This window comes from Mycobacterium hackensackense (assembly GCF_025822555.1).
GTDB classification, from domain to species: Bacteria; Actinomycetota; Actinomycetes; order Mycobacteriales; family Mycobacteriaceae; genus Mycobacterium; species Mycobacterium fluoranthenivorans.
Genome location: NZ_JACKUC010000030.1, coordinates 130786 through 155591, shown reverse-complemented (window position 1 = coordinate 155591; position 24806 = coordinate 130786). Strand labels below are relative to the sequence as shown.

Genomic DNA, 24806 nt, shown 5'->3' with positions numbered 1-24806 from the left:
AGAGCCTATCAGCGGCGCCGGGACGCAACCGCTGCCAGCGCCCCGCCCACCGCACCCAGGGCCAGCGCAGATGGCACGCCGATCCGGGCGGCCTTGCGTGCGGTGCGGAAGTCGCGGATCTCCCAACCGCGTTCCCGAGCAACGTCGCGCAGTGCCGCGTCGGGATTGATCGCCACCGCGGTACCCACCAGGGACAGCATCGGCACATCGTTGAAGCTGTCCGAATACGCGGTGCAGCGCCGCAGGTTGAGGCCTTCCCGGATGGCCAGCGAGCGGACCGCGTGCGCCTTGCCCGGGCCGTGCAGGATGTCCCCGACCAGCCGGCCGGTGAACACCCCGTCGACCGATTCGGCGACGGTGCCCAAGGCGCCGGTCAGGCCCAGCCGGCTGGCGATGGTCGCGGCCAACTCGTAGGGCGTGGCGGTGACCAGCCACACCTGTTGGCCGGCGTCGAGGTGCATCTGCGCCAGCTCACGGGTGCCGGGCCAGATCTTGTCGACGATGATCTCGTCGTAGATCTGTTCGCCGAGGGCGGCCAGTTCGGCGGTGGACCGGCCTTCGATGAAGGCCAGGGCTTTGCGCCGCCCGGCCGCGACATCGTCGCTGTTCTCTTTGCCGGTGAACTGGAACTTGGCCTGCGCGTAGACGATTCCGAGGATGTCCTGGTAGGTGAAGTATTTGCGTGCGGCCAGCCCGCGGGCGAAGTGCACCAGCGAGGAGCCGTGCACCAGGGTGTTGTCCACATCGAAGAACGCGGCCGCGGTGAGATCCGGCGGCGGCGGTGGGGGCGGGGTGAGGGCAGCTTCGGCGCTGGCTTCCCCGGCCAGCGCCTCGGCACTCTCGAACGCGCTCTCTGCGGCGCTCTCGACCCCGTCGATATCGGCGGCACCGGACTCGGACACGACACAACCCTAAGTCACGCCGGTCCAGACCCGCCGCCGATACTGGTGGCGTGGAGCATGAGGTGGTGTTGCTCACCCGGTCGGGGTGCAGCATTTGCGAACGCGCGGCGCAGACGCTGGCTGCACTGGCCGGCGAGTTGGGCTTCACCTGGACGGCCACCGATGTGGACCAGGCTGCCGCCGCCGGCGATCCTTCGCTGCGCAGCGAGTTCGGGGATCGGGTGCCGGTGGTGCTGCTCGACGGAGTCGAGCACAGCTACTGGGAAGTGGATGAGGAGCGGCTGCGTGCGGATCTGGAGTCCGGCCGGTAGGAGCGCAGCGGCGGGGGTAGACCCGAGCTGAACCGGTACAGCAAATTTGGTAGGTGGGCTGGTAAACGGCTACTTTGGACCTGGTCCGGGCGAGCGAGGCGACGGGGAGAAACCTAGGTGATGATGCCGTGAGCGTGCTGCTATTCGGGGTCTCGCACCGAAGTGCGCCGGTATCCGTACTCGAGCAGTTGAGTACCGATGAGTCCGATCAGGCCAAGATCATCGATCAGGTGCTGCAATCCTCCCTGGTGACCGAGGCCATGGTGCTCTCGACGTGCAACCGGGTCGAGGTCTACGCGGTCGTCGAGGCGTTCCACGGTGGCTTGTCGGTGATCGGCCAGGTGCTCTCGGAGCACTCCGGGATGGGTCTGAACGACCTGACCAAATACGCCTACGTGCGGTACGCCGAGGCCGCCGTCGAGCACCTCTTCGCGGTGACGAGCGGCCTGGACTCGCTGGTGATGGGTGAGCAGCAGGTGCTGGGCCAGGTGCGCCGGGCCTACGCCTCCGCCGAGGCCAACCACACCGTCGGCCGCACCTTGCACGAACTGTCCCAGCGCGCCCTGTCCGTCGGAAAACGGGTGCACTCGGAGACCGGCATCGACAGCGCGGGCGCCTCGGTGGTGTCGGTATCGCTGGACATGGCCGAGAAGCGGATCGGTACCGGCGGGTTGGTCGGCGCGACGGCCGTCGTGATCGGTGCCGGCTCGATGGGCGCCCTGGCCGCCAAACACCTGGTTCGGGCCGGTGTGTCACGCATCGACGTGGTCAACCGCTCGCTGCCGCGAGCCCGGCGCCTCGCCAACAACATCAAGGAACTCGGCGTCGAGGCGCACGCGCACGTGCTCGATGACATCTCGTCGGTCCTGGTCGACGCCGATGTGGTGATGAGCAGCACCGGCGCGGTGCGTCCGGTGGTCTCACTGGCCGATGTGCACCACGCCCTGACCCAGCGGAACACGGGAGCCACCGGCGACCGGCCGTTGGTGATCTGCGATCTGGGTATGCCGCGCGATGTCGACCTCGCCGTTGCCGGCCTGCCGGGTGTGCATGTCATCGACATGGACCGCATCCAGCGCGAACCCGCGTCCCGGGGCGCCGCCTCCGATGCCGAGGCGGCCCGTGTCATCGTGGCCAACGAGGTTGCCCAGTACCTGGCCAGCCAGCGCATGGCCGAGGTCACCCCGACGGTGACCGCGCTGCGCCAGCGCGCCGCCGACGTGGTCGAGGCCGAACTGCTGAGGCTGGACAATCGGTTGCCCGGCCTCGATTCGGCCCACCGCGACGAGGTCGCCCGCACGGTCCGGCGCGTCGTCGACAAGCTCCTGCACGCCCCCACCGTGCGCGTCAAGCAACTGGCCGGTGCGCCCGGTGGCGACAGCTACGCCGAGGCGCTACGCGAGCTCTTCGAGCTCGATCCACAAGCTGTCGATGCGGTGTCGGGCGGCGAATTGCCTTTGATCGCAACCGAGAACGACAAGCCTGAGTTGTAGATTGGCCATTCGCGAAGACGCTGAGACCGTGATCCGGATCGGCACCCGGGGTAGCCTGCTGGCGACCACCCAGGCCGGCGTCATCCGCGACGCACTGATCGCGCTGGGACACCCCGCAGAGTTGGTCATCATCAGCACCGACGGCGACCGGTCGGATGCCCCCATCGCCGAGATCGGTGTCGGGGTGTTCACAGCCGCGCTGCGCGAGGCCATCCACGACGGCCGAGTCGACATGGCGGTGCACTCCTACAAGGATTTGCCGACCGCGCCCGATGAACGTTTCACGATCGCGGCCATCCCGCGCCGCGAGGACCCCAGGGATGCCCTGGTGGCCCGCGACGGACTGGTGCTGGGGGAGTTGCCGGCCGGCTCGGTGATCGGCACGTCGAGCCCGCGCCGGGCCGCGCAGCTTAGAGCACTGGGTCTCGGTTTGGAAATCCGCCCCCTACGAGGCAACCTAGACACCAGGTTGAACAGGGTAAGTAGCGGTGATCTCGACGGCGTCGTCGTCGCCCGGGCGGGTCTGGCCCGCATCGGACGGCTGGCTGATGTCTCCGAGTCCCTGGAACCGGTGCAGATGTTGCCGGCACCGGCTCAGGGCGCGCTCGCGGTGGAATGCCGCGCACGTGACACCGACCTTGCCGCGGTGCTGGCGGAGTTGGACGACGCCGACACTCGCGCAGCGGTCACCGCTGAACGAGCCCTGCTCGCCGAGCTGGAGGCGGGGTGTTCCGCGCCGGTGGGTGCGATCGCGGAAGTGGTCGAGTCCATCGATGAGGAAGGCCGGGTCTTCGAGGAGCTGTCGCTACGCGGATGCGTGGCGGCGCTGGACGGATCCGACGTGATCCGTGCGTCCGGTATCGGGTCCCCCGAGCGGGCACGAGAGCTGGGGCTCTCGGTGGCCGCGGAGCTGTTCGAACTGGGTGCACGAGACGTGTTGGCAATTGAGCGGAGTGACAGATGACTGGGCACGCAGGGACCCGAGGCCGCAAGATCAAGCCCGGCCGCATCACCTTTGTGGGGTCCGGTCCGGGTGATCCCGGCCTGCTGACCAGCCGGGCGCGCGCGGTACTGACCAACGCCGCACTGGTGTTCACCGACCCCGATGTACCCGATGCAGTGCTGGCGCTGGTGGGTGCCGAGCTGCCGCCGCCGTCGGGACCGCAGCCCGAGGCCGCGGCCGTGACTGCTGACGGCGCCGCCGAGTCGGCGCCCCCGGTCATCCCGGGTGGCCCGGATGTCCGGCCCGCGCTGGGGGATCCCGCCGAGGTCGCCAAGACCCTGGCCAACGAGGCCCGGCACGGCATGGACGTCGTGCGCCTGGTGGCCGGTGATCCGCTGTCGGTGGATTCGGTCATCACCGAGGTAAACACGCTGGCCCGGACCCACCTGAACTTCGAGATCGTGCCGGGTCTGCCGGACACCACTGCGGTGCCGACCTACGCCGGTCTGCCGCTGGGCTCGTCACACACCGTCGCCGATGTGCGTGGTGACGTGGACTGGGCGGCGCTGGCCGCCGCGCCCGGCCCGCTGATCCTGCACGCCACGGCGTCGCACCTGCCCGACGCCGCGCGCACGCTCATCGAGTACGGCCTGTCCGAGGGCACGCCCGCCGTTGTCACCGCGCATGGCACCACCTGCCAGCAGCATTCCGTCGAGACCACGCTTTCGGGCTTGGGGGACAAGGCAATTCAGCAGGCCGCCGAGATCAGCGGGGGAACCCCGGGTCCGCTGTCGGGGCCGCTGGTGGTCACCATCGGCAAGACCGTGGCCAACCGCGCCAAGCTGAACTGGTGGGAGAGCCGGGCCCTGTACGGCTGGACCGTGCTGGTGCCGCGGACCAAGGACCAGGCCGGCGAGATGAGCGACAAGCTGGTCGGCCACGGCGCACTTCCGGTCGAGGTGCCCACCATCGCCGTCGAGCCGCCGCGCAGCCCGGCTCAAATGGAAAGGGCCGTCAAGGGTTTGGTGGACGGCCGGTTCCAGTGGGTGGTGTTCACCTCCACCAACGCCGTGCGCGCCGTGTGGGAGAAGTTCAACGAATTCGGTCTGGACGCTCGCGCGTTCTCCGGGGTGAAGATCGCGTGTGTCGGTCAGGCCACCGCCGACCGGGTGCGTGCCTTCGGTATCAACCCCGAACTGGTGCCCGTCGGTGAGCAGTCGTCTCTCGGTCTGCTCGACGAGTTCCCGGAGTACGACGACATCTTCGACCCGGTGAACCGGGTGCTGCTGCCGCGCGCCGATATCGCCACCGAGACGCTGGCCGAGGGCCTGCGCGAGCGGGGCTGGGAGATCGAGGACGTCACCGCCTACCGGACGGTGCGAGCCGCTCCGCCGCCGGCGCACACTCGCGAGATGATCAAGACCGGTGGTTTCGACGCGGTCTGCTTCACCTCCAGCTCCACCGTGCGCAACCTGGTCGGTATCGCGGGTAAGCCGCATGCCCGCACCATCGTGGCCTGCATCGGTCCCAAGACGGCCGAAACCGCTGCCGAATTCGGTCTGCGGGTGGACGTGCAGCCGGAGACGGCCGCGGTCGGTCCGCTCGTCGAGGCGCTCGCCGAACACGCCGCCCGGCTGCGCGCCGAGGGTGCGCTACCGCCGCCGCGCAAGAAGAGCCGCCGGCGCTAACCGGCGGGATCCCGACTGTGTTTCCACGGCATAGGCCTCGCCGGCTGCGCTCCACGCCGGCGATGCGCCGACTCGTTGCGCAGACCTCCTTGGAGCCACGGCACCTGGTGCTGCCGATGTTCGTCGCCGACGGTATCGCCGAGCCACGACCCATTTCCTCCATGCCGGGAGTGGTTCAGCACAGCCGTGATTCGCTGCGCCGAGCGGCCGCCGACGCGGTCTCGGCGGGCGTCGGTGGCCTGATGCTGTTCGGGGTGCCGCGGGACGAGGACAAAGATGCCAAGGGGTCGGTGGGTATCGACCCCGACGGTGTGCTCAATGCCGCCCTGCGCGATCTGTCCGCCGACCTGGGTGATGCCACCGTGCTGATGGCCGACACCTGCCTGGACGAGTTCACCGACCACGGTCATTGCGGTGTGCTGGACGCCGCCGGCCGGGTCGACAATGACGCCACCAATGAGCAGTACGTGAAACTGGCTGTCGCCCAGGCGCATTCGGGTGCGCACGTGGTCGGTCCGAGCGGCATGATGGATGGTCAGGTGGCCGCGATCCGGGACGGGCTGGATGCCGCCGGGCACGAGGATGTCGCGATCCTGGCCTACGCCGCGAAGTTCGCGTCCGCCTTCTACGGGCCGTTCCGGGAGGCGGTGTCCTCCAGTCTGGTCGGCGACCGCCGCACCTACCAGCAGGACCCGGGCAACATCAGGGAAGCCGTGCACGAGATCGAGCTCGATATCGATGAGGGCGCCGACATGGTGATGGTCAAGCCCGCCATGAGCTATCTAGACGTGGTGCGCGCCGCCGCGGATATCTCACCGGTGCCGGTGGCGGCGTATCAGATCTCCGGCGAGTACGCGATGATCAGCGCCGCCGCGGCCAACGGCTGGATCGACCTGCAAGCCTCCGCGTTGGAGTCGCTGATCGGTATCAGGCGGGCCGGCGCCGATATCGTGCTGACCTACTGGGCGGCCGACGTCGCCGGCTGGCTGGCGTGACTCCGCCCGACCAGCCCGCCGAGCCTCCGCAAGGCCGCCAGGATGGCCGCCCGGAAGACGTGATCACGGGATTCTGGCTCTGGATGACGGCCCTGCCGTTGATGGTGATCACCAACATCATCGACACGGTGACGGCGCCGACACCCAAGACGGCGGGGCTCGCCTACGCTTTGACCGCGTTGTTCCTCGTGATCGTCACCGCGTTGGTGGTCACCTTCGCCCTGTTGATGCGCGCGGGCTACCGGTGGGCACGCACCCTGCTCACCGCGGGCGGCATCACCGCGGTGATGTATTCACTCACCAGTCTGTTCACGGTGGACCGCGGCACGGGAGCGGCGGTGGCCTATGCGGTCTGCGCGATCACGGGTTCGGTGCTGATCGTCGGCGGGGTGTTCTTGCTGCACCGTCGGGACAGTCACGAATATCTCACCCGCTAGGCTGGCCCGACCATGTCAACAGCACCGCGTCCACGGATCATCACCATTGCTTTCTGGCTGACGATGGTGGGTGCGGTCCTGCTACTGGCCGGCGGAATCCTGGGTATCACCACGTCGTTGACCACACCGGTGAGCGCGTTCCCGGCCTCGATGGACCAGGGGCAGGCGCACCGCATTCTGCTCATGCACGGCGGTGTCGGTGCCGTCCTGGCGCTCGCGGGTCTCGGCCTGAGCTTCCTGGCCGGACGGACCCGCAACGGCGACAAGCGGTTCCGCCGGGCGCTGGCGGCGCTGGCCGGCGTGGTGGTCTTCCTCGTGTTCGTGATCGCCCTGTTCGCGCCCTACAACCTCGAACTGCTCACCCTCATCGGCGTGGTTCCCGTGGCGATCGGTGCGACGCTGTTCACCCGTCCGCCGGCCGCGGACTGGTTCGAGGACGCATCGTGACCTCTGCGGATCCGCAGGACGAGCCGGAGGTGCTGTTCTACGAGCCGGGCGCCAGCTGGTGGTGGCTTCTGGTGGGTCCGCTGTCGGCACTGGCGATGGCGTCGATTCAGCTGACCGGCGGTGCCGGCGTGCAGTTCGGTGTGCCGGCGGTGTTCCTGGTACTGGTGAGTGGTTTCCTGGCGATCCAGATCAAGGCGGCCCGCATCCACACCTCCGTGGAGCTGACGCCGCACACCCTGCGCCAGGGCACCGAGACGATCGACACCGCGGACATCGTGCGGATCTTCCCCGAGGCGAAGGGGGCCCAAGCCGAGAAGTGGCAGTCCTACCGCGCGCTCGGTGAGCTGACCGGGGTGCCGCGCGGCCGGACCGGAATCGGGCTCAAGCTGTCCGGTGACCGCTCCGCGCAGGCCTGGGCGCGGCGGCACCGCACCCTGCGGGCCGCGCTGCACAGCGTGGTGGAGGAACCGGCCCTGTGAACCGCCGTGCCCTCGTCGAACTCGTGCTGGCGTTCGTCGCGCTGGTGGGATGTGTGCTGAGCTGGCAGTCCGCCGGCGAGACCGCGCAGGCCGCCCCCATCACCGACGGCGAGCCGTCGACCACGTCGGTGGTCTACTACCCGCCGTTGATCGTGCTGGCGCTGGTGCTGGCGACGGCGGCGGGGGTGCTTGCGGTGCTGGGTATCGCGCGCCTTCGTCGGCGCTGATCTGCGCCGCACTCCTTTGTCCGTGGACCTCTGTGGACGTTCCACCCCCCTGAACGTGAGCTCCGCCACACCCGCTTGGAACAAAGTTCAAAAGTTGTAACACTGTACCCATGACCGAACTGGCCGAGCAGCCGCAGCAAGCCGACTCCCTCCCGCTGGGCCCCGAATCGCTGGTGTGGAAGTACTTCGGTGACAACCGGATGTATCTGATCGGGCCGCGCCCCGCCGTCCTGCAGAACATGCTGGCCGAGTTGGGCCAGGGCGTGCTGGATCACTCGGTGTTCTTCGCCGACACCGCCGCGCGCGTCAAGCGGTCGATTCCGCCGATCATGATGACGGTGTACGGCTCCGACGACGACAACCCCGGCCAGAAGGTGCGCGACTTCCACAAGAACATCAAGGGCGAGATGCCCAGCCAGGACGGACAACCGGCGGCCCGCTACCACGCACTGGATCCGGAAACCTACTACTGGGCGCACGCCACCTTCGTCGAGCAGGTGCTCTACTTCGCCGATACGTTCGTCAAGCGGCTGAGCGACGACGAGAAGGAGCGGATCTACCTGGAGTCCAAGGCCTGGTACCGCCGTTACGGCGTGAGTGACCGCGCCATGCCCGCCACCTACGCGGAGTTCGTCCAGTACTGGGACCGGATGATGGACGAGATCGTGGTCGGCCACAAGACCGCCCAGTACGGCGTCGGTTATGTCACCAAGGGATTCCCCAAGCCCAAGGGCGTCTCGCCGCTGGCGTGGAAATTGATTGCGCCGGTGTTCAACCCGATGGCGGCGTTCCTCACCACCGGCGGGCTGCCGCCGCGGGCCCGGGTGCTGCTGGACCTGCCGTGGACGGAGCGCCAGGAGCGCAACTATCAGCGTTTCGCCGCGTTTTGGCGGTCCAGGCCGGTGAACTGGATCTGGGATCGGCTGCCGATGTCGGTGCGCTACAACACGTTCGCACAGCGGGGTTATGCCAGCCAACACGCCGGCCAGCATGCCGGCGCCTGACGCGACGCAACTGATCCTCGACGCCGCGCTCGTCGAGTTCGAACGGCACGGGTTTCGCCGCGTCGCGCTTGACGATGTCGCAAAACGGGCCGGCGTCAGCCGCACCACCATCTACCGCCGGTTCGTCAACCGTGACGAACTGGTGGGTGCGGTCATCGAGCGCGAGAACGTGGCACTGTTCGCCGATATCGCGCACGAGCTGAAAGCCGCAGGCCCGCAATCGAATTACTATGTCGAGGCGTTCACCCTGTCGATCCTGCGGTTCCGCAGGCACCGGGTGCTCAACCAGATGGTCATCGACGAACCCGCACTGGTGATGGAGCTGATGCACCGGCACTACGGGGCGGCGGTCGGGCGGATGGCCGACGCGCTGCGGGTGATCTTCCCGCCGGGTTTTGCCGACCGGATCGGTGAGCGGGCCGTCAACGACCTGGCCGACACGATCCTTCGTTATGCGGCAATGGCGTTGCTGCTGCCGAGCGTGGAACCGTTGCAGACCGCCGACGACATCCGGGCGTTCGCCGTCACGCATTTCCTGCCGAGTCTGCCGGCGGCGCTGCGCACCATCTCGGCGTGATCGCGCCGTGCGGTGTTTGGTGGGTCACAGTTGCGGGCAGCCTGACATATGAGTAACGAAGGCCAGCTGCCCGCGCAAGAGCCACTGGAAGTCACCGAGGAACACCACAAGAAGGCCGAAGACGTCATGAAGTCCTATGACGACTCCCGGCCGACCGTCACGCTGCCCGGCAGCGACGGCACCGTGTCCGGGACTGCCATCAACGATTGGCTGGATGGCGACGGCAAACCCCGCTACGGTGAGGTCGACAAGACATAACCTGACCGGTGTGACCCCGCTGGAGCAAATCGCACCTGCCTTCATCGAGATGGCCCATTCGATCGTGTGGGCCTCGGTGGCCACCGTCGACGCCGACGGCCGGCCGCGCAGCCGGATTCTGCATCCCATCTGGGAGTGGGACGGGACCGATCTGCTGGGCTGGATCGCGACCGCGCCCACCCCGGTCAAGAAGGCGCACCTGGCGGTGCACCCGTACGTGTCGGTGAGCTACTGGACGCCCAGCCACGACACCTGCAGCGCCGAGTGTCTGGTCGAGTGGTACACCGACGATGAGACCCGCACCCAGGTGTGGGACAAATTCGCCACCGGCCCGGCCCCGGTCGGCTACGACCCGAGCATCATCCCCGGCTGGGACAGCCCGACCTCACCGTCGTTCGCGGCGCTGCGACTGACGCCCCAACGCCTGCGGGTGATGCCAGGTTCGGCGATGATCACCGGCGCCGGGGTGCTCAACTGGCACGCGTGAGCAGCAGGGTGAATTCGACACCCGTCGCCTGGAGAAGTCTGCGCCACGGGGTCCGGGCGACCGCCAGCGCATCGAGGGTCGGCACCACCCGGGGGTCGGTCACGGCGAACGTTCGGCCGAGCATCTGAACCCGGCCGCCGCCGGCGGCGAGCAGGTTGCGCACCCAGTCGGTATCCGTCCCGTAGGGCAGCAGCACCGCGACGCCGTCGGTGGTGGAGAAGGCGGTCACCGGGGTGCGGTACGCCTTGCCGGATCGGCGGCCGACGTGTTCGACGGCCGACCACAGTGGTAGCCAGCCCGACAGCGGTGCCACCACCCGGTTGGTGTACTTCCGGTTGAACTCCGCCCGCCCCCGTGCGGTCACGAGCCCGTCCTGGTCAAGAGCACGGCCTGCTCGAAGGGGATGTGCGGGAAGATGAATCGGGCCGGCCCCGTCACGGTCTGTGCCGCTTCGGCTTTGGTGACCACCCGGGGATCGGCGTAGCCGGCGGTCCGGCCGCCCCGCTTGATGGTGGCCGTGCCGGTCGCGGTGATGTTCTTCAGCCAGTCCCGGTTCGGGCCGTAGCTGAGCAGGATTGCGACGCCGTCGTGGGTGCTGAACACCGACAGCGGTGTGCGGTAGGGCCGTCCGGACTTACGGCCGACGTGCTCGAGGATGCCCATGGTGGGCAGCCAGCCCGCCCACAGCCGTTGGATCGGGTTGGTGACATGCCGGTTGAACCGGGCCAGCCATTGCGGTAGCTGCATGGTGTCGATCCAAGTCCGATGAGGGGGGTTACCACAAGGGCTGTTGCCGCCGCCGCGACCGATTCCGGGGCATTATTATGACTGAGGTATCATCCATATAATTGTCAGGTCGGCGGGTGAGGGGTGTATGCGGTGCTCAAGCGTGGTGCAGTGGTGATCGATACGGCCCTGCGCCGTCGGCCGCGGACGCGCGTGTCCGCGGCAGATCTGGACAGTTTTGCCGCCCGTCTGAATCGGCTGTTCGACACGGTCTACCCGCCGGGGCGCGGTCCCTACTGCAGTCGTGAACTGGTGACTGCATTGGAGAACCGCGGGTTGGCGCTGTCCGCGCCGTACCTGTCTCAGCTGCGCCTTGGCCGGCGCGGTAACCCATCGCTGGAGACGATGGAGCTGATTGCCGAGTTCTTCGGTATCCGAAGTGACTACTTCACCGGACGCGACGAGAGCTACCGTCGGCGGCTCGACGACGAGCTGTATTGGCTTGCGCTGTCGCGCAATTCGGGCATCCGCCGCGTCACCACCGCGCTGATCCAGTTGCCGCCCAAACGTCGGGAGAAGATCCTTGCTGACGCAGGGGTCTGACCGCCGGTGGCGATCATGAGTCGGCTATTCCGAGCGCTCGCAGGGCGTTGTCCTTCAGCACGCGATCGACGGTTGCTGCAGGGAGGCCCAACGTGGCGAAGTCATCGCGCCAGAGGTCGACATCATGACCGGGATAACCGGAGCCGAAGAGGACCTTCGTCGACAACGTGGTCCTGATCGCGTCGACGAGCTGTGGTGGGAAGTCTTTGGGGGACGTTCCGGACAGATCGATGTAGACGTTGGCCTTGTGGGTCGCGATGGCGATCTGCTCGCCGAGCCACGGCACCGCGGGGTGGGCCATCACGATGGTCAGCTCCGGAAAGTCGGCAGCGATATCGTCGAGCATCATCGGGTTGGAGTAGCGGAGCTTGATCCCGCGTCCGCCGGGCCGGCCGGCGCCGATGCCGGTCTGGCCGGTGTGGAAGAGCAGGGGCAGCGAATGCTCGGCGATGGCTTCGTAGATGGGGTAGAACTGCCGATCGTTGGGTTCGAATGCCTGAACACTCGGATGGAATTTGAACCCTCGTACCCCGTATTCGCCGGCGAGGCGGTGCGCGCGATGCACGGACGCGGTGCCTTGCCAGGGGTCGACCGACCCGAACGGGATCAGCACGTCTGCGTTCAGCGCGGCTCGTTCGGCTATCTCCTCGACGGAATTGGGCGCGCGCCCGGTCGCTGCAGTGGCGTCGACGGTGAAGACCACGGCGGCCATATTGCGTTCGCGATAGTACTGGGCCACCGCGTCGATGGTCGGGATCGCTCCGGTCAGTGGCGAGACAGCGCTCTGAATCGAGAGCGCGGGCTCGTCGGTACGCCAGCGCCGGCCGTCCCAGTCGATGGATACATGAGCGTGGACGTCCAGCGCATCGATGGCGTCGAAATCGATGCCGCACGCATAAAAGGTCATGACCGGCCGGGGCCGATCGATCCTGCCTGCGCTCTGACGGAAAGGAGGGCGACGCGTCCCGAACATGTCTGCATGCTCAGTTAGTCGCTGGCCGCGCCTCAAACCGAATGGCGATGCGTGCCACATATTTGTGAGGTAGGTCACGGTCGGGTCGTCGAGGGGTGCGTCGCCGGCCACCCGGCGACGCCGATCACCCGCTGTTCGCGCTGAGCCCGCGCTGACCGAACAGCTCCAGCATCGCGTGCAGCACGGGCTCATGTGCCGAGCGTCGGGTGTAGGCGCCGATGATCAGGGCGGGATCGCCCTCGATGTCACGGATGGCGGTGCCGGTGGATTCAAGGCCCACGGTGAAGGCGCGCGGAACGACGGCGATGCCCAGACCATTTGCCGCGCAACGGGTCACATCCGCGATCTGACCGAGTTCGAAGATGATCTCGCGGTGCAGGCCGGCATCGCGGAACAGCGTGTCGACCATGGTGCGCAGCCGTGAACCCGGATGGAATTCGATGAAGGGCCCCGCGGCGGCCAGCTGGGACAGCGGTATCGGTCCGTGCGGCGTGGTCGCTGAAGTGGCAGGAACGACGGCCACCAACGGCTCCGCGGCGGCCAGCGGAAGAAACGTGAGTCGGGGATCCGGCAGCGGTGACACCGAACCCGCCAACGCGATGTCGAGCGAGCCGTCCGCGACCGCGCCGATCAGTTCCGTGCTCGGGCCGGCGGTCATGGTGATCCGAACCTGTGGATGCCGGCCGCGCAATCGCCCGAGCGCGGCCGGCACATCGAGGACGCGAGTCGCGGTCTGTGTACTGCCGACACGCAACGTGCTCAGCGACTCCGCCGTGTAGGCGCTCATCTTGGCCCGCAGCTCGTCGGCCAGCTCCACCATGCGGCCGGCCGTGGGCATGAAGAGCTCGCCGGCCTCGGTCAGGTTCACCTGCCGGGTGGTCCGCTGAAAGAGCCGGACGCCGAGTTCGCCCTCCAGCTGCGCGATCTGCGTGCTCAGCGCGGATTGTGAGATGTGGCAGCGACGGGCCGCGGCGGTGAAGGAGCCGGTGTCGGCCACCGCGAGCGCATAGGTGAGCTGCCGCAATTCCATATGTCAGAGAGATTAATGTTCTCCGATCTATCCATCAATCAGATATCGGGGATGTGCCAGACTCGTGCGGTCATGTCTAGACAAATGGGAGTGTCATGTCCGTGAATCTTGCCGCCGCGCCGGTGGCGGTCCTCGGTGCCACCGGCGCCCAGGGTGGTGCCGTGGCGGATGCGCTGCAGGCCAGAGGGGTGCGGGTGCGGGCGGTGGTGCGTAATCCGGATTCGTCGCGGGCGCGAGCCCTCGTGGCCGGGGGAGCCGAGGTCGTCGTCGCCGACCTGGCCGACGAGAGCGCGCTCACCGCGGCGTTCGCCGGAGCCGCGGGCGTCTTCGCGGTGACGACCCCGTTCGAGGAGGGGCCCCACGTCGAGGTCGAGCAGGGCCTACATGTGCTGGCGGCTGCCGAGCGAGCCGGCGTCGGGCACCTGGTCTATTCGTCGGTGGCCAGCGCGGACAAGGGCTCCGGAGTGCCGCATTTCGACAGCAAGGCCGCCATCGAACAGGCACTGGCGGCGACCACCGTGCCGCACACGATCGTCGGACCCACCTTCTTCTTCGACAACCTGCTCGGTGCGATCAGCGAACTCGGTTCCGGGGTGCTGGAGTTGGCGCTGCCAGTCGATCTGCCGCTACAACAACTCGACCGCCGCGACCTGGGCAATTTCGTGGCGCAGGTGTTCGACGAGCGGGACCGGTTCCTGGGGCGGCGTATCGACATCGCCTCCGATGCGATCACACCCCGCCAGATGGCCGCGGCGTTGCAACGCGCCTCCGGCCGGCCGGTCCGGGCGGTCAGCTTCGACCCTGCCGATATCGAGTCGCCGGATATGCGCGCCATGTACACATTCCTCACCGACCGTGGCTACGCGGTGGACACCACCTGGTTGCACCGCGAGTTCTCCGGCGTCGGCTGGCACAGGTACGACGACTGGCTCGACGACACGCTGTCCGCGAACCGGGCGGGCTGACCATGCGCGCACTCGCAGTCGTGGCGGTGGCGCTGACCCTGGCGTTCGGTGTCGCGCCGTCGGCGGCGGCCGTCCCGACGGATGCCGTTGGCCCGCAATACGACTCCGTCCACGTCTATGTCGACCCTGCTGACTTCGACACGTTCGTGCACAGCTGGGTGTCCACCTTCGGCGGAACGACGAGCGCGGCGGCGACCACGCACGTCACCCCGACACCGAGCACCACCCGGTCCCAACTCATCCTGTCGCCGGTGGGCACCCTGTCGGTCTTCGGATTCACCACGCCCGTGCCGTATCCCTTCGGCACCGAACGCGGCGGCTGGCTGATGCCCGATCTCGACGCCGGATTGGCCCATGCGCAGGCTGCCGGCGCCACCACGGTGGTGGCGCCGTTCGACGACCCCATCGGCCGTGACGCGATCATCCAGTTCCCCGGCGGCGTGCGCACCCAGCTCTATTGGCACACCACGGCGCCCTCGTATCCGGCGCTGCGCACCGTCCCGGACAACCGGATCTATCTGTCGCCCGGTGACGTCGAGCCCTTCCTGCGGTCCTATGGCGAATTCACCGGTGCCACTGTGGATTCGGACGAGCCGGCTGCTGACGGCGGCCTCCTCGGTGCGCCGGGTACGACGTTTCGGCAGATCCATCTGTCCGGGCCGTTCGGTAACACCATGGTGTCGGTGACCGACGGGCATCTGCGGTATCCGTTCGGCCACGAACTCGCCGGCTACGCCGTCGACGATGTCGAGGCGACTCTGGTGAAGGCGAAATCCGCAGGTGCGCAGGTGCTCTCGCCGCCCGCCGGGGCAGCGCAAAGCGCCGTCCTGCGATTCCCCGGCGGCTATCTCGCCGAAGTTCACACGATCTGCAAGGAGTGCCGGTGATCACCGTCGGACTGGTCGGAGTCGGAGACATGGGCGCGCAGATGCTGCCGCGTCTGCTGGACGCCGGATTCGAGGTGACCGCCTTCGACACCGACCCGGACCGGTTGCGCTCGGCGGCTCAGGCCGGGGCGCGCCCGGCCGATTCGGCGGCACAGGCAGCGGCGGCGAGCGATGTGGTGCTCAGTGTGGTGATGTCGCAGGACATCCCGGCTGCGCACTACGGTGCGCACGGTGTGTTGGCCGGGTTGGGGCCGGCGAGTGTGCTCGTGGTGTGCTCGACCACGACGCCCGGGATCGTTCAGGACGTACAGGCGCAGGCAGGTGCGCACGCACTCCTGGTCGATGCGCCCATCGTCGGCGGTGTCCGGTACGCGCGGGAGGGGGCGGTGACCTTCCTCGCCGGAGGCAGTACCGACGCCGTAGACCGGGCCGATCCGGTGCTGTCGGTGCTGGGCAAGGTGGAGCGGGTCGGGCCCTACGGCTCAGGTGTGGCCTACAAGCTGATCACCAACGCATTCGTGATGGCCGCCGAGGTCGGACTGCGGGAAGCACTCGATCTCACCGACATCCTCGGCGGTGACTATGGCACCGCGCTGCGCCTGTTCGGTCTGGGCCCGATGGCCGCGGTGACGGCCCGGGCGCTGGATCCCTCGAACCCCCGCCCGCTGCGGGCGTCGGCCGAGGATTTCGACACGTTGCTGTCCGTCGTCGAGGATCCCGACCTGCTGCCGATATCTGCCGCCGGGCGGGGCCGGCTGTGGGCCGCGGTCGACGCCGAGACCGGATTCGAACCGGAGTTCATCGATCTCACCCGCAGAACCACCGCCCGGCCCCCGTACCGGGCAACCTGACCAGGTAGGAGCCTTTCCACTACACCCTGTAGTTGGGGTGGTGTGCGGAACTGGGACACTGGACACCATGACAAGCACGGCCGCCTCCGCTGCATTGTTCGCCGACGCCTGCGCAGTCATCCCCGGCGGCGTGAATTCGCCGGTCCGGGCGTTCAGCGCGGTCGGCGGCACCCCGAGGTTCATCACCAAGGCCGATGGGTACTGGTTGACCGACGCGGACGGCAACCGCTACGTCGACCTGGTGTGCTCGTGGGGTCCGATGATCCTCGGTCACGCGCACCCCGACGTCGTGCAGGCCGTTCAGGAAGCCGCGGTCAACGGGCTGTCCTTCGGCGCACCGACGCCGTCGGAGACCGAACTGGGCCGCGCCATCATCGAGCGGGTCGCGCCGGTGCAGCGCATCCGCTTCGTCAACTCCGGCACCGAGGCCACCATGAGCGCCATCCGGTTGGCCCGCGGCTACACCGGCCGGCCGAAGATCATCAAATTCTCCGGCTGCTATCACGGGCACAGTGACGCGCTGCTCGCCGACGCCGGTTCCGGGGTCGCGACGCTGGGGCTGCCATCCTCACCTGGCGTCACGGGGGCAGCCGCCGCGGACACCATCGTGCTGCCGTACAACGACGTCGCCGCCGTGGAGGAGGCCTTCGCCGCGCACGGCGAACACATCGCCTGTGTCATCAGCGAGGCCAGTCCGGGCAATATGGGCACCGTCGCGCCGCTGCCCGGCTTCAACGCCGCGCTGCGGCGGATCACCGCCGAACACGGCGCCCTGCTGATCCTGGACGAGGTGATGACCGGGTTCCGGGTCAGCCGATCCGGCTGGTACGGCATCGACCCGGTGGACGCCGATCTGTTCACCTTCGGGAAGGTGATGAGCGGTGGGCTGCCCGCCGCCGCCTTCGGTGGCCGCACCGAGGTGATGGAGCGGCTGGCCCCGCTGGGGCCGGTCTATCAGGCCGGAACCCTCTCCGGGAACCCGGTGGCGATGGCCGCCGGACTGGCCACCCTGGCGGCCGCCGATGACACCGTCTACGCCACTCTGGACGCCCACGCCGACCGGCTGCACGCACTGCTCACTGCCGCGCTCACCGAAGCCTCGGTGGCCCACCATGTTTCGCGCGCAGGGAACTTCCTGACGGTGTTCTTCGGGGATGTCCAGCCCACCAACTTCGCCACCGCGAAAGCCACCGAGACCTGGCGCTATCCGGCTTTCTTCCACGCGCTGCTGGACGCCGGTGTCTACCCGCCGTGCAGCGCGTTCGAAACCTGGTTCGTGTCAACGGCTCTCGATGATGCCGCGTTCGACAAGATCGCCGAAGCGCTGCCGCACGCGGCCCGGGCCGCCGCCGAGGCCACCCCGTGAGAACTACCGTGCACGTCATGCGCCACGGCGAGGTGTTCAATCCGGAGAAGGTGCTCTACGGCCGGCTGCCCGGCTACCACCTCTCCGATCGTGGCCGGGCCCAGGCTCAAGCCGCAGCCGATTGGCTGACACCTCGCGACATCACCCACATCGTGGCCTCCCCGCTGGAGCGGGCGCAGGAGACCGCCGCGCCGATCGCCGAGGCGCACGGGCTCGCCATACATACCGATGCCGACTTGATCGAATCCTGGAACCAGTTCGAGGGCGAGCGGGTGGCCCCCGGCGACGGCGCGCTGCGCGACCCCCGCAACTGGCCGCGGCTGCGCAACCCGATGAAACCGTCCTGGGGCGAACCGTATGACGAGATAGCCCCACGGATGATGGCCGCCCTGCACCGGGCGCGCGTGAATGCCGAAGGCCATGAGGCGGTGTGCGTCAGCCATCAGCTGCCGGTGGAGACGCTGCGCCGGGCCATGACCGGACGCAAGCTCGCTCACCTGCCGTTACCGCACAGCCGACTGTGCAACCTCTCGTCGATCACGTCCTTCGTGTTCGACGATGACCGCCTCGTCCGGTGGGCTTATACGGAGCCCTGGGGTCTGTAGTGAAGTGGTTGGTTGCGCTGGCGACGGCGCTTGTGGTTCTCACCGGTTGTTCCACCGGTGACGACGCCGTCGCTCAGGGTGGCACCTTCGAGTTCGTCGCTCCGGGCGGCAAGACCGATATCTTCTACGATCCGCCCGAGAAGCGCGGCACCCCAGGAAAACTGGCCGGCCCGGACCTGATGGACCCCAACCGCACGCTCTCCCTGGACGACTTCGCGGGCAAGGTCGTCGTCATCAACGTCTGGGGCCAGTGGTGCGGGCCCTGTCGTTCGGAGATCCCGCAGCTGGAGCAGGTGTTCGAAAAGACCCGCGATCTCGGGGTCGCCTTTCTCGGCATCGACGTGCGGGACTACAACCGGGATGCGGCAAAGGATTTCGTCATCGACCGCAAGGTCAGCTTCCCGTCGATCTATGACCCGCCGATGCGCACCATGATCGCGTTCGGCGGTAAATACCCGACCACCGTCATCCCGTCCACGGTGGTGCTGGACCGGCATCACCGTGTCGCCGCCGTGTTCCTGCGTGAGCTGCTGGCCGCCGACCTGCTGCCGGTCGTTGAGCGCTTGGCCGCGGAAAAGTGACGGCGACGTGAACCCCACCGAGCTCGTATCCAACGGTCCGGTCCTGCTGGCCCTCGGCGTCAGCGTGCTGGCCGGACTGGTGTCGTTCGCGTCGCCGTGCGTGGTGCCGCTGGTTCCGGGCTATCTGTCGTATCTGGCCGGCGTCGTCGGGGTGAGCGAGTCCGATGACCGCGGCAGGTGGCGGGTGGTCGGTGCGGCCGCGCTGTTCGTCGCCGGCTTCACGGTGGTGTTCCTGCTCGGCAGCGTCGCGGTGCTCGGCATGACGACATCGGTGATCACCAATGAGGCACTGCTGCAACGTATCGGCGGTGTCGTCACCATCGTGATGGGCCTGATCTTCGTGGGCGTCATCCCGCTGCTGCAACGGGAGGCCCGGTTCGCGCCGCGCCAGCTGTCGACCCTCGGGGGCGCACCCCTGCTCGGCGCGGTATTCGCGCTCGGCTGGACGCCGTGCCTGGGTCCGACGCTGACGGCGGTGATCGCCGTGGCGTCGGCCACCGAAGGGTCGGCGGTCGCGCGCGGTATCGCGCTGGTGATCGCCTACTGCCTCGGCCTCGGTGTGCCGTTCCTGCTGCTGGCGTTCGGCTCGGCGCGGGCCGTGCGCGGGCTGGCCTGGTTGCGCGCGCACACCCGCGGCATCCAGATCTTCGGCGGGGTGCTGATGATCGCGGTCGGTATCGCCCTGGTCACCGGGCTGTGGGGGGACTTCGTGGCGTGGGTGCGGGATGCGTTCGTCAGTGACGTGAGGCTGCCGATATGAGCTCCATTCAGCGAGTGTGGGCGCTGATCCGCAACACCTGGCGCACCCTGACCTCCATGGGCACCGCACTGGTGCTGCTGTTCCTTTTGGCGCTCGGCGCCATTCCCGGTGCGTTGCTCCCGCAGCGCAGTCTCAACGCCGGCAAGGTCGACGAATACCTGGCCCAACATTCGACCATCGGGCCGTGGCTGGACAAGGTCCAGGCCTTCGATGTGTTCTCCAGCTTCTGGTTCACCTCGATCTACGTGCTGCTGTTCGTCTCGCTGGTGGGCTGCCTGACCCCGCGGCTGGCCGAGCACATGCGCAGCCTGCGCGCCGTGCCGGTGGCCGCTCCGCGCAACCTGGCGCGGCTACCCAAACATCACGCCGCCGTGCTCGATGGGAAGGCCGACGACGACGCCGCGCAGCTGGCCGCCGCCATGAGCGACCGGCTGAAAGGCTGGCGGCGCACCACCCGGACCGAAGACGGCAGCACGGAAATCTCGGCGGAGAAGGGCTACCTGCGCGAGTTCGGCAACATCGTCTTCCACTTCTCGCTGCTGGGTCTGCTGGTCGCTGTCGCCGCGGGCAAGCTGTTCGGTTACGAGGGCAACGTCATCGTCATCGCCGACGGCGGACCCGGATTCTGCTCGGCCTCGCCGGCCGCGTTCGATTCGTTCCGGGCCGGCAATACCGTCGACGGCACCTCGCTGTACCCGATCTGCCTGAAGGTCGACGACTTCGACGCCGAGTACCTGCCCAGCGGGCAGGCGGTCAGCTTCGCCGCCAACATTCAGTACCAAGACGGCCACGACCTGAATACCGACACCTGGCGGCCCTACCGGCTGGAGGTCAACCATCCGCTGCGGATCGGCGGCGACCGGGTGTACCTGCAGGGCCACGGCTACGCGCCGACGTTCACGGTGACCTTCCCGGACGGGCAGAAACGCACCACCACGGTGCAGTGGCGTCCCGACGATCCGTTGACGCTGCTGTCCTCCGGGGTGATCCGGGTGGATCCGCCCGGCGGCACCTATCCCGACCCCGACGAGCGCCGTAAGCATCAGATCGCGGTGCAGGGGCTGCTGGCCCCGACCGAACGGCTCGACGGCACCCTGCTGTCGTCGAGCTTCCCGGCGCTCAACGATCCCGCGGTGGCCATCGACATCTACCGCGGTGACGCCGGCTTGGACACCGGGCGCCCGCAGTCGTTGTTCACCCTGGACCCGCGGCTGATCGGGCAGGGCCGGCTGACCAAGCAGGCCCGGGTCAACCTCAAGGCCGGTGAACAGACCCGGTTGAACGACGGCACGACGATCCGGTTCGACGGCGCGGTGCCGTTCATCAACCTGCAGGTCTCCCATGACCCGGCGCAGGTGTGGGTGCTGGTGTTCGCCATGTCGATGATGGGTGGGCTGCTCGTCTCCCTGGTGGTGCGGCGGCGCCGTGTGTGGGTTCGGCTTACCCCAGGCGCGGCAGGTACGGTAAGCGTCGAGCTGGGGGGTCTGGCCCGAACCGACAATTCCGGGTGGGGTGACGAGTTCGAGCGGCTCACCGTGAAGCTGCTGGGAGAAGAGTGACGCGCGCATGAATACAACGCACATCGATATCGGGCTGGCCCGCTATTCGGACTGGGCCTTCACATCGTCTGTGGTCGTGCTGGTCGTCGCCTTGATCCTGCTGGCGGTCGAGTTGGCGTACGCGCGGGGCCGCAAGGTCGAAGCCCGTGAACTCGTCGGGGCGACATCGGGCAGGGGCGCCGCGGTGGGCGCGGACAGCTCGACCCCCGGCGTCATCGCCGACACCCCGACCCGGTCCGCCGATGAACGCATCGGCCGCGCCGGCCTGGCGCTGGTGTACGTCGGCATTGCTCTGCTGGCCACGTGCATCGTGCTGCGCGGTCTGGCCACGGCACGGGTGCCGTGGGGCAACATGTACGAGTTCATCAACCTCACGTGCTTCTCCGGGCTGATCGCCGGGGCGATCGTGCTGCGCAAACCGCAGTTCCGCGCGCTGTGGGTGTTCGTGCTGGTGCCGGTGCTGATCCTGCTGACGGTCTCCGGCCGCTGGCTGTACACCAATGCCGCTCCGGTGATGCCCGCGCTGCAGTCCTACTGGCTGCCGATCCACGTGTCGGTGGTCAGCCTGGGCTCCGGGGTGTTCCTGGTCGGCGGCGTGGCCAGCATTCTGTTCCTGCTCAAGATGTCCCCGCTGGCCGATCGCGACAACGGGTTCGGCCGGATGATCCAGCGGTTGCCCGACGGACAGACGCTGGACCGGATCGCCTACCGCACCACCATCTTCGCGTTCCCGATCTTCGGTTTCGGTGTCATCTTCGGGGCCATCTGGGCCGAGGAGGCGTGGGGCCGCTACTGGGGCTGGGATCCCAAGGAGACGGTGTCGTTCATCGCGTGGGTGGTGTACGCGGCGTATCTGCATGCGCGGTCCACCGCAGGCTGGCGCGATCGCAGGGCCGCGTGGATCAACGTCATCGGCTTCGTGGCGATGGTGTTCAACCTGTTCTTCATCAACCTGGTCACCGTCGGCCTGCACTCGTATGCGGGGGTGGGCTGACAGTGCCGCTCGGTCCGGATCAGCCCGTGAACTTCCGAGGGCAGCAGCGGTTCAGTGTTCCCGGCCAAGGTCCGGTGCAGGAGGTGCCGCCGGAATGGACGGCCCCGACGCCGCCGCACGGGATACCCGAAGTCGTCGTCCAGACGAGCGCAGCGACGGGAGATCTTGCGGCGCAGCCGCCGGCCGATCAGACCAGTCCGTTCCCGTTGCCCGCGCCCTACCTGGACCTGTCCACGGTCGCCCTGCTCGGCCAGCCCAAGCAGGCGCCGTCGAGGGGTTGGCGGCGCTGGCTGTATCTGGCGACGTTCAAGACCGTCAATCTCGGTGAGAGCCCGAAGGTCACCGACTACAACAATCTGCTCGGTGAGGTGGGTCGGCCGCTGCGCGGCTGCTATCGGATCGCGCTGTTGTCCTTGAAGGGCGGTGTCGGCAAGACGACGATCACTGCCACCCTCGGGGCGACGTTCGCCTCCACCCGTGGTGACCGCGTCATCGCGGTGGACGCCAATCCCGATCGCGGCACCCTGAGCCAGAAGGTCCCGCTGGAGACCCCGGCCACCGTGCGGCACCTGCTGCGCGATGCCGAGGGCATCAACGCCTACAGCGATGTCCGCCGCTACACCAATCAGGGACCCAGCCGGCTGGAGGTGCTGGCCTCCGAAAGTGATCCGGCGGTGTCGGAGGCGTTCAGTTCGCAGGATTACTCCCGAACTCTTGAGGTGCTGGAGCGGTACTACAGCCTGGTGCTCACCGACTGCGGCACCGGCATGCTGCATTCGGCGATGGCCGCGGTGCTGTCCCATGCCGATGTGCTGATCGTCGTCAGCTCAGGTTCGGTGGACGGTGCGCGTTCGGCATCGGCCACGCTGGACTGGCTCGACGCCCATGGTCATCAGGACATGGTGCGCAATGCGATCGCCGTGGTGAACGCGGTTCGCCCCCGGTCGGGCAAGGTGGACTTGCAGAAGGTGACGGATCACTTCGCGCGGCGCTGCCGCGCGGTGCTGCAGGTGCCCTTCGACCCGCATCTGGAAGAGGGCGCCGAGATCAGCCTGGAGCGGCTGAAACCGCAGACGCGAGAGGCGTTGATCAAGCTGGCCGCCGTGGTGGCAGCGGGATTCCCGAGCACGACCTGAGCGGTCGCGCCCGGCTAACTGCGGGGGTTGTTGTCCCCGTGGCCGAGGCGCCGCAGGAAATCCGGGTCGTCGTCGGGACCGATCACCCGTGTGCGTGGTCGATCTGCCGATGCCCGAACCACTCGCAACACCGCATAGGCAAGCCCGGCCACGATCAGGACCAGGAGTAAGTACTGCAACGAAAACCTCCTTGATCCGAATATACGCGCCGTGGGTAGGCTCAGGCCCGTGTCTGAAGGTCGGCCGGGTACCCGGATGTTGCGTGATGTCGGAGCTTATCTGTTGGCCCGGCTCGCCCTTGCCGCTGTACTCACCGTGCTGATCGTCGGGGCGGGCCATCTGGTCGGGATACGCGACTTCCCGTTGATCGTGGCGGCGCTCTTCGCCATCGTGTTGGCGTTGCCACTGGGGATCTGGGTTTTCGCGCCGCTGCGCCGGCGCGCCACCGCCAGCATCGCGGCGTTCGACGAACGCCGCCGTAAGGACCGGGAGTCGTTGCAGGCCCGGCTCCGTGGTGACGACGGGCCGGAGCAGAGCTAGTCCCGAGCTAGGCCCGAGCTAGGCCCGAGCTAGGCCCGAGCTAGGCCCGAGCTAGGCCTGAGCTAGTCCAAGGCCGCCCGCACGACGCCACGCAACCACGCGTGGCGGTGATCGGTGTCGAAGACGCGGTTCCAGATCATCAGATACGGCAGGGTCGCGACCTCGGCGGGCGCGGGTACGGCACACAGCGTGGCGTCGCCATCCCAGCCCGCGCGTAGTCGAGCGGGAAGCGTTGCGATCAAATCGGTTCCGGGTAGCAGGGCCAGTGCCGACGAGTGATACGGCACCGTGACGGCGGCATCGCGGGGTCGGCCCAGCGACGCCAGGGGACGGTCGACGGCGGTCTGCCGGCCGTCGGCGGTGTCGATGACGATGTGCGGATAGCGCAGATAGTCGTCGAGCGTGACGGGAGCGGCACCGGTCAGCGGGTGGTCATGGGCCAGCACGCAGACGAAGTCCTCGACGAAGAGCGATTCGGCCTGCAGGTCGGGTGGCAGGTCCCCGCCGTAGAGTCCGATATCGACTGCGCCGCTGCGGATTTGCTCGATGATTCCGTCCAGTCGCAAGTTGTGGAACCGGACGGCCGTGGCGGGGGACTGCGTACGCACCTGTCGGCATATCGCGGGACCGAAGGTCTGCACGGCGTAGTCGCTGCCGGCCAGGTTGACCGGAGCGCTGGACTGACTCGGGTCGAAGTCGTTGGGGGACAAAAGATGCTGCAACAGCGGGACCACGGTGGTGAGCTGGTCGTAGATGTCCTGCGCCCGGGCCGTGAGCCGGAATCCGTCCGGGTCGCGCACCAGCAGCGGGTCATCGAGGACCCGGCGCAGCCGCTGCAGCGCCCGGCTCATCGCGGGCTGGCTCAGGCCCACGCGCGCGGCGGCCCGGGAAACCTGACGTTCCTCGAGGAGGGCGACCAGCGGCGTGAGCAGATTCAGATCCACCCGATCGATATGCGTGGTGAGCATATAGACCATCATAG

General features: G+C 68.0%; 32 protein-coding genes. 25 read left to right on the top strand and 7 right to left on the bottom strand.

Features of this window, described 5'->3' with window-relative positions:
• Positions 1-8: 8 nt before the first annotated feature.
• A complete protein-coding gene (locus tag H7J86_RS10210; RefSeq protein WP_372517298.1) occupies positions 9-878 on the bottom strand; it encodes an HAD family hydrolase in 870 nt (289 codons plus the stop codon).
• Positions 879-952: 74 nt separating this feature from the next.
• Here H7J86_RS10210 and H7J86_RS10205 point away from each other — a divergent pair, with 74 nt between their 5' ends.
• The 13 genes from H7J86_RS10205 to H7J86_RS10145 all read left to right on the top strand — a co-directional run bounded on the left by H7J86_RS10205 (position 953) and on the right by H7J86_RS10145 (position 10248).
• Positions 953-1213 (top strand): glutaredoxin family protein, encoded by a 261-nt coding sequence (locus tag H7J86_RS10205; RefSeq protein WP_090360334.1) that lies wholly within the window; start codon positions 953-955, stop codon positions 1211-1213.
• Between the two features lie 128 nt (positions 1214-1341).
• Entirely contained in the window at positions 1342-2706 is a 1365-nt protein-coding gene (locus tag H7J86_RS10200; RefSeq protein WP_090360333.1) for a glutamyl-tRNA reductase, read from the top strand.
• 28 nt (positions 2707-2734) lie between these two features.
• Entirely contained in the window at positions 2735-3670 is a 936-nt protein-coding gene (hemC, locus tag H7J86_RS10195) for a hydroxymethylbilane synthase (protein WP_170847345.1), read from the top strand.
• Positions 3667-5337, top strand: a complete 1671-nt coding sequence (locus H7J86_RS10190) for a bifunctional uroporphyrinogen-III C-methyltransferase/uroporphyrinogen-III synthase (RefSeq protein ID WP_090360331.1) — start codon at positions 3667-3669, stop codon at positions 5335-5337. Before hemC ends, H7J86_RS10190 begins: the two co-directional genes overlap by 4 nt.
• Positions 5338-5345: 8 nt before the next feature.
• Positions 5346-6332: a porphobilinogen synthase gene (hemB, locus tag H7J86_RS10185; protein WP_090360328.1), complete on the top strand. Its 987-nt coding sequence runs from the start codon at positions 5346-5348 to the stop codon at positions 6330-6332.
• A complete protein-coding gene (locus H7J86_RS10180; protein WP_187098218.1) occupies positions 6329-6769 on the top strand; it encodes a hypothetical protein in 441 nt (146 codons plus the stop codon). Before hemB ends, H7J86_RS10180 begins: the two co-directional genes overlap by 4 nt.
• A gap of 12 nt (positions 6770-6781) precedes the next feature.
• The gene (locus tag H7J86_RS10175; RefSeq protein WP_267290799.1) at positions 6782-7216 is read left to right on the top strand and encodes a hypothetical protein; all 435 of its coding nucleotides are present in this window, start codon (positions 6782-6784) and stop codon (positions 7214-7216) included.
• Positions 7213-7695 (top strand): transport-regulating membrane protein Mce1N, encoded by a 483-nt coding sequence (gene mce1N, locus H7J86_RS10170; RefSeq protein ID WP_267290797.1) that lies wholly within the window; start codon positions 7213-7215, stop codon positions 7693-7695. Before H7J86_RS10175 ends, mce1N begins: the two co-directional genes overlap by 4 nt.
• A complete protein-coding gene (locus H7J86_RS10165; protein WP_090360320.1) occupies positions 7692-7922 on the top strand; it encodes a hypothetical protein in 231 nt (76 codons plus the stop codon). The genes mce1N and H7J86_RS10165 overlap by 4 nt, the downstream gene beginning before the upstream one ends.
• Positions 7923-8032: 110 nt before the next feature.
• Complete coding sequence (locus H7J86_RS10160) at positions 8033-8926, top strand: oxygenase MpaB family protein (RefSeq protein ID WP_090360317.1); 894 nt, start codon at positions 8033-8035, stop codon at positions 8924-8926.
• Positions 8913-9503 (top strand): TetR/AcrR family transcriptional regulator, encoded by a 591-nt coding sequence (locus tag H7J86_RS10155; protein ID WP_090360594.1) that lies wholly within the window; start codon positions 8913-8915, stop codon positions 9501-9503. Before H7J86_RS10160 ends, H7J86_RS10155 begins: the two co-directional genes overlap by 14 nt.
• A gap of 48 nt (positions 9504-9551) precedes the next feature.
• Positions 9552-9761 (top strand): hypothetical protein, encoded by a 210-nt coding sequence (locus H7J86_RS10150; RefSeq protein WP_267290795.1) that lies wholly within the window; start codon positions 9552-9554, stop codon positions 9759-9761.
• A gap of 10 nt (positions 9762-9771) precedes the next feature.
• Positions 9772-10248 carry a pyridoxamine 5'-phosphate oxidase family protein gene (locus H7J86_RS10145; RefSeq protein ID WP_267290793.1) on the top strand — a complete coding sequence of 159 codons (477 nt, stop codon included), beginning with the start codon at positions 9772-9774 and terminating at the stop codon, positions 10246-10248.
• Here H7J86_RS10145 and H7J86_RS10140 read toward each other — a convergent pair.
• Positions 10232-10612 (bottom strand): nitroreductase family deazaflavin-dependent oxidoreductase, encoded by a 381-nt coding sequence (locus H7J86_RS10140; protein WP_090360309.1) that lies wholly within the window; start codon positions 10610-10612, stop codon positions 10232-10234. The genes H7J86_RS10145 and H7J86_RS10140 overlap by 17 nt on opposite strands.
• A complete protein-coding gene (locus H7J86_RS10135) occupies positions 10609-10995 on the bottom strand; it encodes a nitroreductase family deazaflavin-dependent oxidoreductase (protein ID WP_090360307.1) in 387 nt (128 codons plus the stop codon). Before H7J86_RS10135 ends, H7J86_RS10140 begins: the two co-directional genes overlap by 4 nt.
• A gap of 207 nt (positions 10996-11202) precedes the next feature.
• Between H7J86_RS10135 and H7J86_RS10130 the strand changes: the two genes are divergently transcribed.
• Positions 11203-11577, top strand: coding sequence for a helix-turn-helix domain-containing protein (locus H7J86_RS10130; protein ID WP_181953103.1), 375 nt, complete (start codon positions 11203-11205; stop codon positions 11575-11577).
• 13 nt (positions 11578-11590) lie between these two features.
• Here H7J86_RS10130 and H7J86_RS10125 read toward each other — a convergent pair whose 3' ends face one another.
• Positions 11591-12484 (bottom strand): amidohydrolase family protein, encoded by an 894-nt coding sequence (locus H7J86_RS10125; RefSeq protein WP_267290791.1) that lies wholly within the window; start codon positions 12482-12484, stop codon positions 11591-11593.
• Positions 12485-12674: 190 nt separating this feature from the next.
• Positions 12675-13580 (bottom strand): LysR family transcriptional regulator, encoded by a 906-nt coding sequence (locus H7J86_RS10120; protein ID WP_267290790.1) that lies wholly within the window; start codon positions 13578-13580, stop codon positions 12675-12677.
• A gap of 95 nt (positions 13581-13675) precedes the next feature.
• Here H7J86_RS10120 and H7J86_RS10115 point away from each other — a divergent pair, with 95 nt between their 5' ends.
• The 10 genes from H7J86_RS10115 to H7J86_RS10070 all read left to right on the top strand — a co-directional run bounded on the left by H7J86_RS10115 (position 13676) and on the right by H7J86_RS10070 (position 23284).
• Positions 13676-14545, top strand: coding sequence for an NmrA/HSCARG family protein (locus H7J86_RS10115; protein ID WP_267290788.1), 870 nt, complete (start codon positions 13676-13678; stop codon positions 14543-14545).
• 2 nt (positions 14546-14547) lie between these two features.
• Positions 14548-15432 (top strand): VOC family protein, encoded by an 885-nt coding sequence (locus H7J86_RS10110; RefSeq protein ID WP_267290787.1) that lies wholly within the window; start codon positions 14548-14550, stop codon positions 15430-15432.
• Positions 15429-16283, top strand: coding sequence for an NAD(P)-dependent oxidoreductase (locus H7J86_RS10105; RefSeq protein WP_267290786.1), 855 nt, complete (start codon positions 15429-15431; stop codon positions 16281-16283). Before H7J86_RS10110 ends, H7J86_RS10105 begins: the two co-directional genes overlap by 4 nt.
• A gap of 67 nt (positions 16284-16350) precedes the next feature.
• Positions 16351-17649, top strand: a complete 1299-nt coding sequence (gene hemL, locus H7J86_RS10100; RefSeq protein ID WP_090360288.1) for a glutamate-1-semialdehyde 2,1-aminomutase — start codon at positions 16351-16353, stop codon at positions 17647-17649.
• Between the two features lie 17 nt (positions 17650-17666).
• A complete protein-coding gene (locus H7J86_RS10095; RefSeq protein ID WP_267290784.1) occupies positions 17667-18254 on the top strand; it encodes a histidine phosphatase family protein in 588 nt (195 codons plus the stop codon).
• A complete protein-coding gene (locus tag H7J86_RS10090) occupies positions 18254-18835 on the top strand; it encodes a TlpA disulfide reductase family protein (protein ID WP_267290783.1) in 582 nt (193 codons plus the stop codon). The genes H7J86_RS10095 and H7J86_RS10090 overlap by 1 nt, the downstream gene beginning before the upstream one ends.
• A 7-nt stretch (positions 18836-18842) precedes the next feature.
• On the top strand, positions 18843-19595 hold the full coding sequence (locus tag H7J86_RS10085) for a cytochrome c biogenesis CcdA family protein (RefSeq protein WP_090360281.1): 753 nt from the start codon (positions 18843-18845) through the stop codon (positions 19593-19595).
• Positions 19592-21154: a cytochrome c biogenesis protein ResB gene (resB, locus tag H7J86_RS10080; protein WP_267290781.1), complete on the top strand. Its 1563-nt coding sequence runs from the start codon at positions 19592-19594 to the stop codon at positions 21152-21154. The genes H7J86_RS10085 and resB overlap by 4 nt, the downstream gene beginning before the upstream one ends.
• A gap of 7 nt (positions 21155-21161) precedes the next feature.
• Positions 21162-22148, top strand: a complete 987-nt coding sequence (gene ccsB / locus H7J86_RS10075; RefSeq protein ID WP_267290779.1) for a c-type cytochrome biogenesis protein CcsB — start codon at positions 21162-21164, stop codon at positions 22146-22148.
• Positions 22145-23284, top strand: coding sequence for a MinD/ParA family ATP-binding protein (locus H7J86_RS10070; protein ID WP_276065275.1), 1140 nt, complete (start codon positions 22145-22147; stop codon positions 23282-23284). The genes ccsB and H7J86_RS10070 overlap by 4 nt, the downstream gene beginning before the upstream one ends.
• 14 nt (positions 23285-23298) lie before the next feature.
• Here H7J86_RS10070 and H7J86_RS10065 read toward each other — a convergent pair whose 3' ends face one another.
• Positions 23299-23463: a hypothetical protein gene (locus H7J86_RS10065; RefSeq protein ID WP_090360272.1), complete on the bottom strand. Its 165-nt coding sequence runs from the start codon at positions 23461-23463 to the stop codon at positions 23299-23301.
• 76 nt (positions 23464-23539) lie between these two features.
• Between H7J86_RS10065 and H7J86_RS10060 the strand changes: the two genes are divergently transcribed.
• Positions 23540-23824: a DUF4229 domain-containing protein gene (locus tag H7J86_RS10060; protein WP_170847363.1), complete on the top strand. Its 285-nt coding sequence runs from the start codon at positions 23540-23542 to the stop codon at positions 23822-23824.
• A 62-nt stretch (positions 23825-23886) separates the two neighbouring features.
• Here the strand turns inward: H7J86_RS10060 and H7J86_RS10055 are convergent, their stop codons facing one another.
• Positions 23887-24792: a LysR family transcriptional regulator gene (locus tag H7J86_RS10055; RefSeq protein WP_170847342.1), complete on the bottom strand. Its 906-nt coding sequence runs from the start codon at positions 24790-24792 to the stop codon at positions 23887-23889.
• Between the last annotated feature and the right edge of the window lie 14 nt (positions 24793-24806).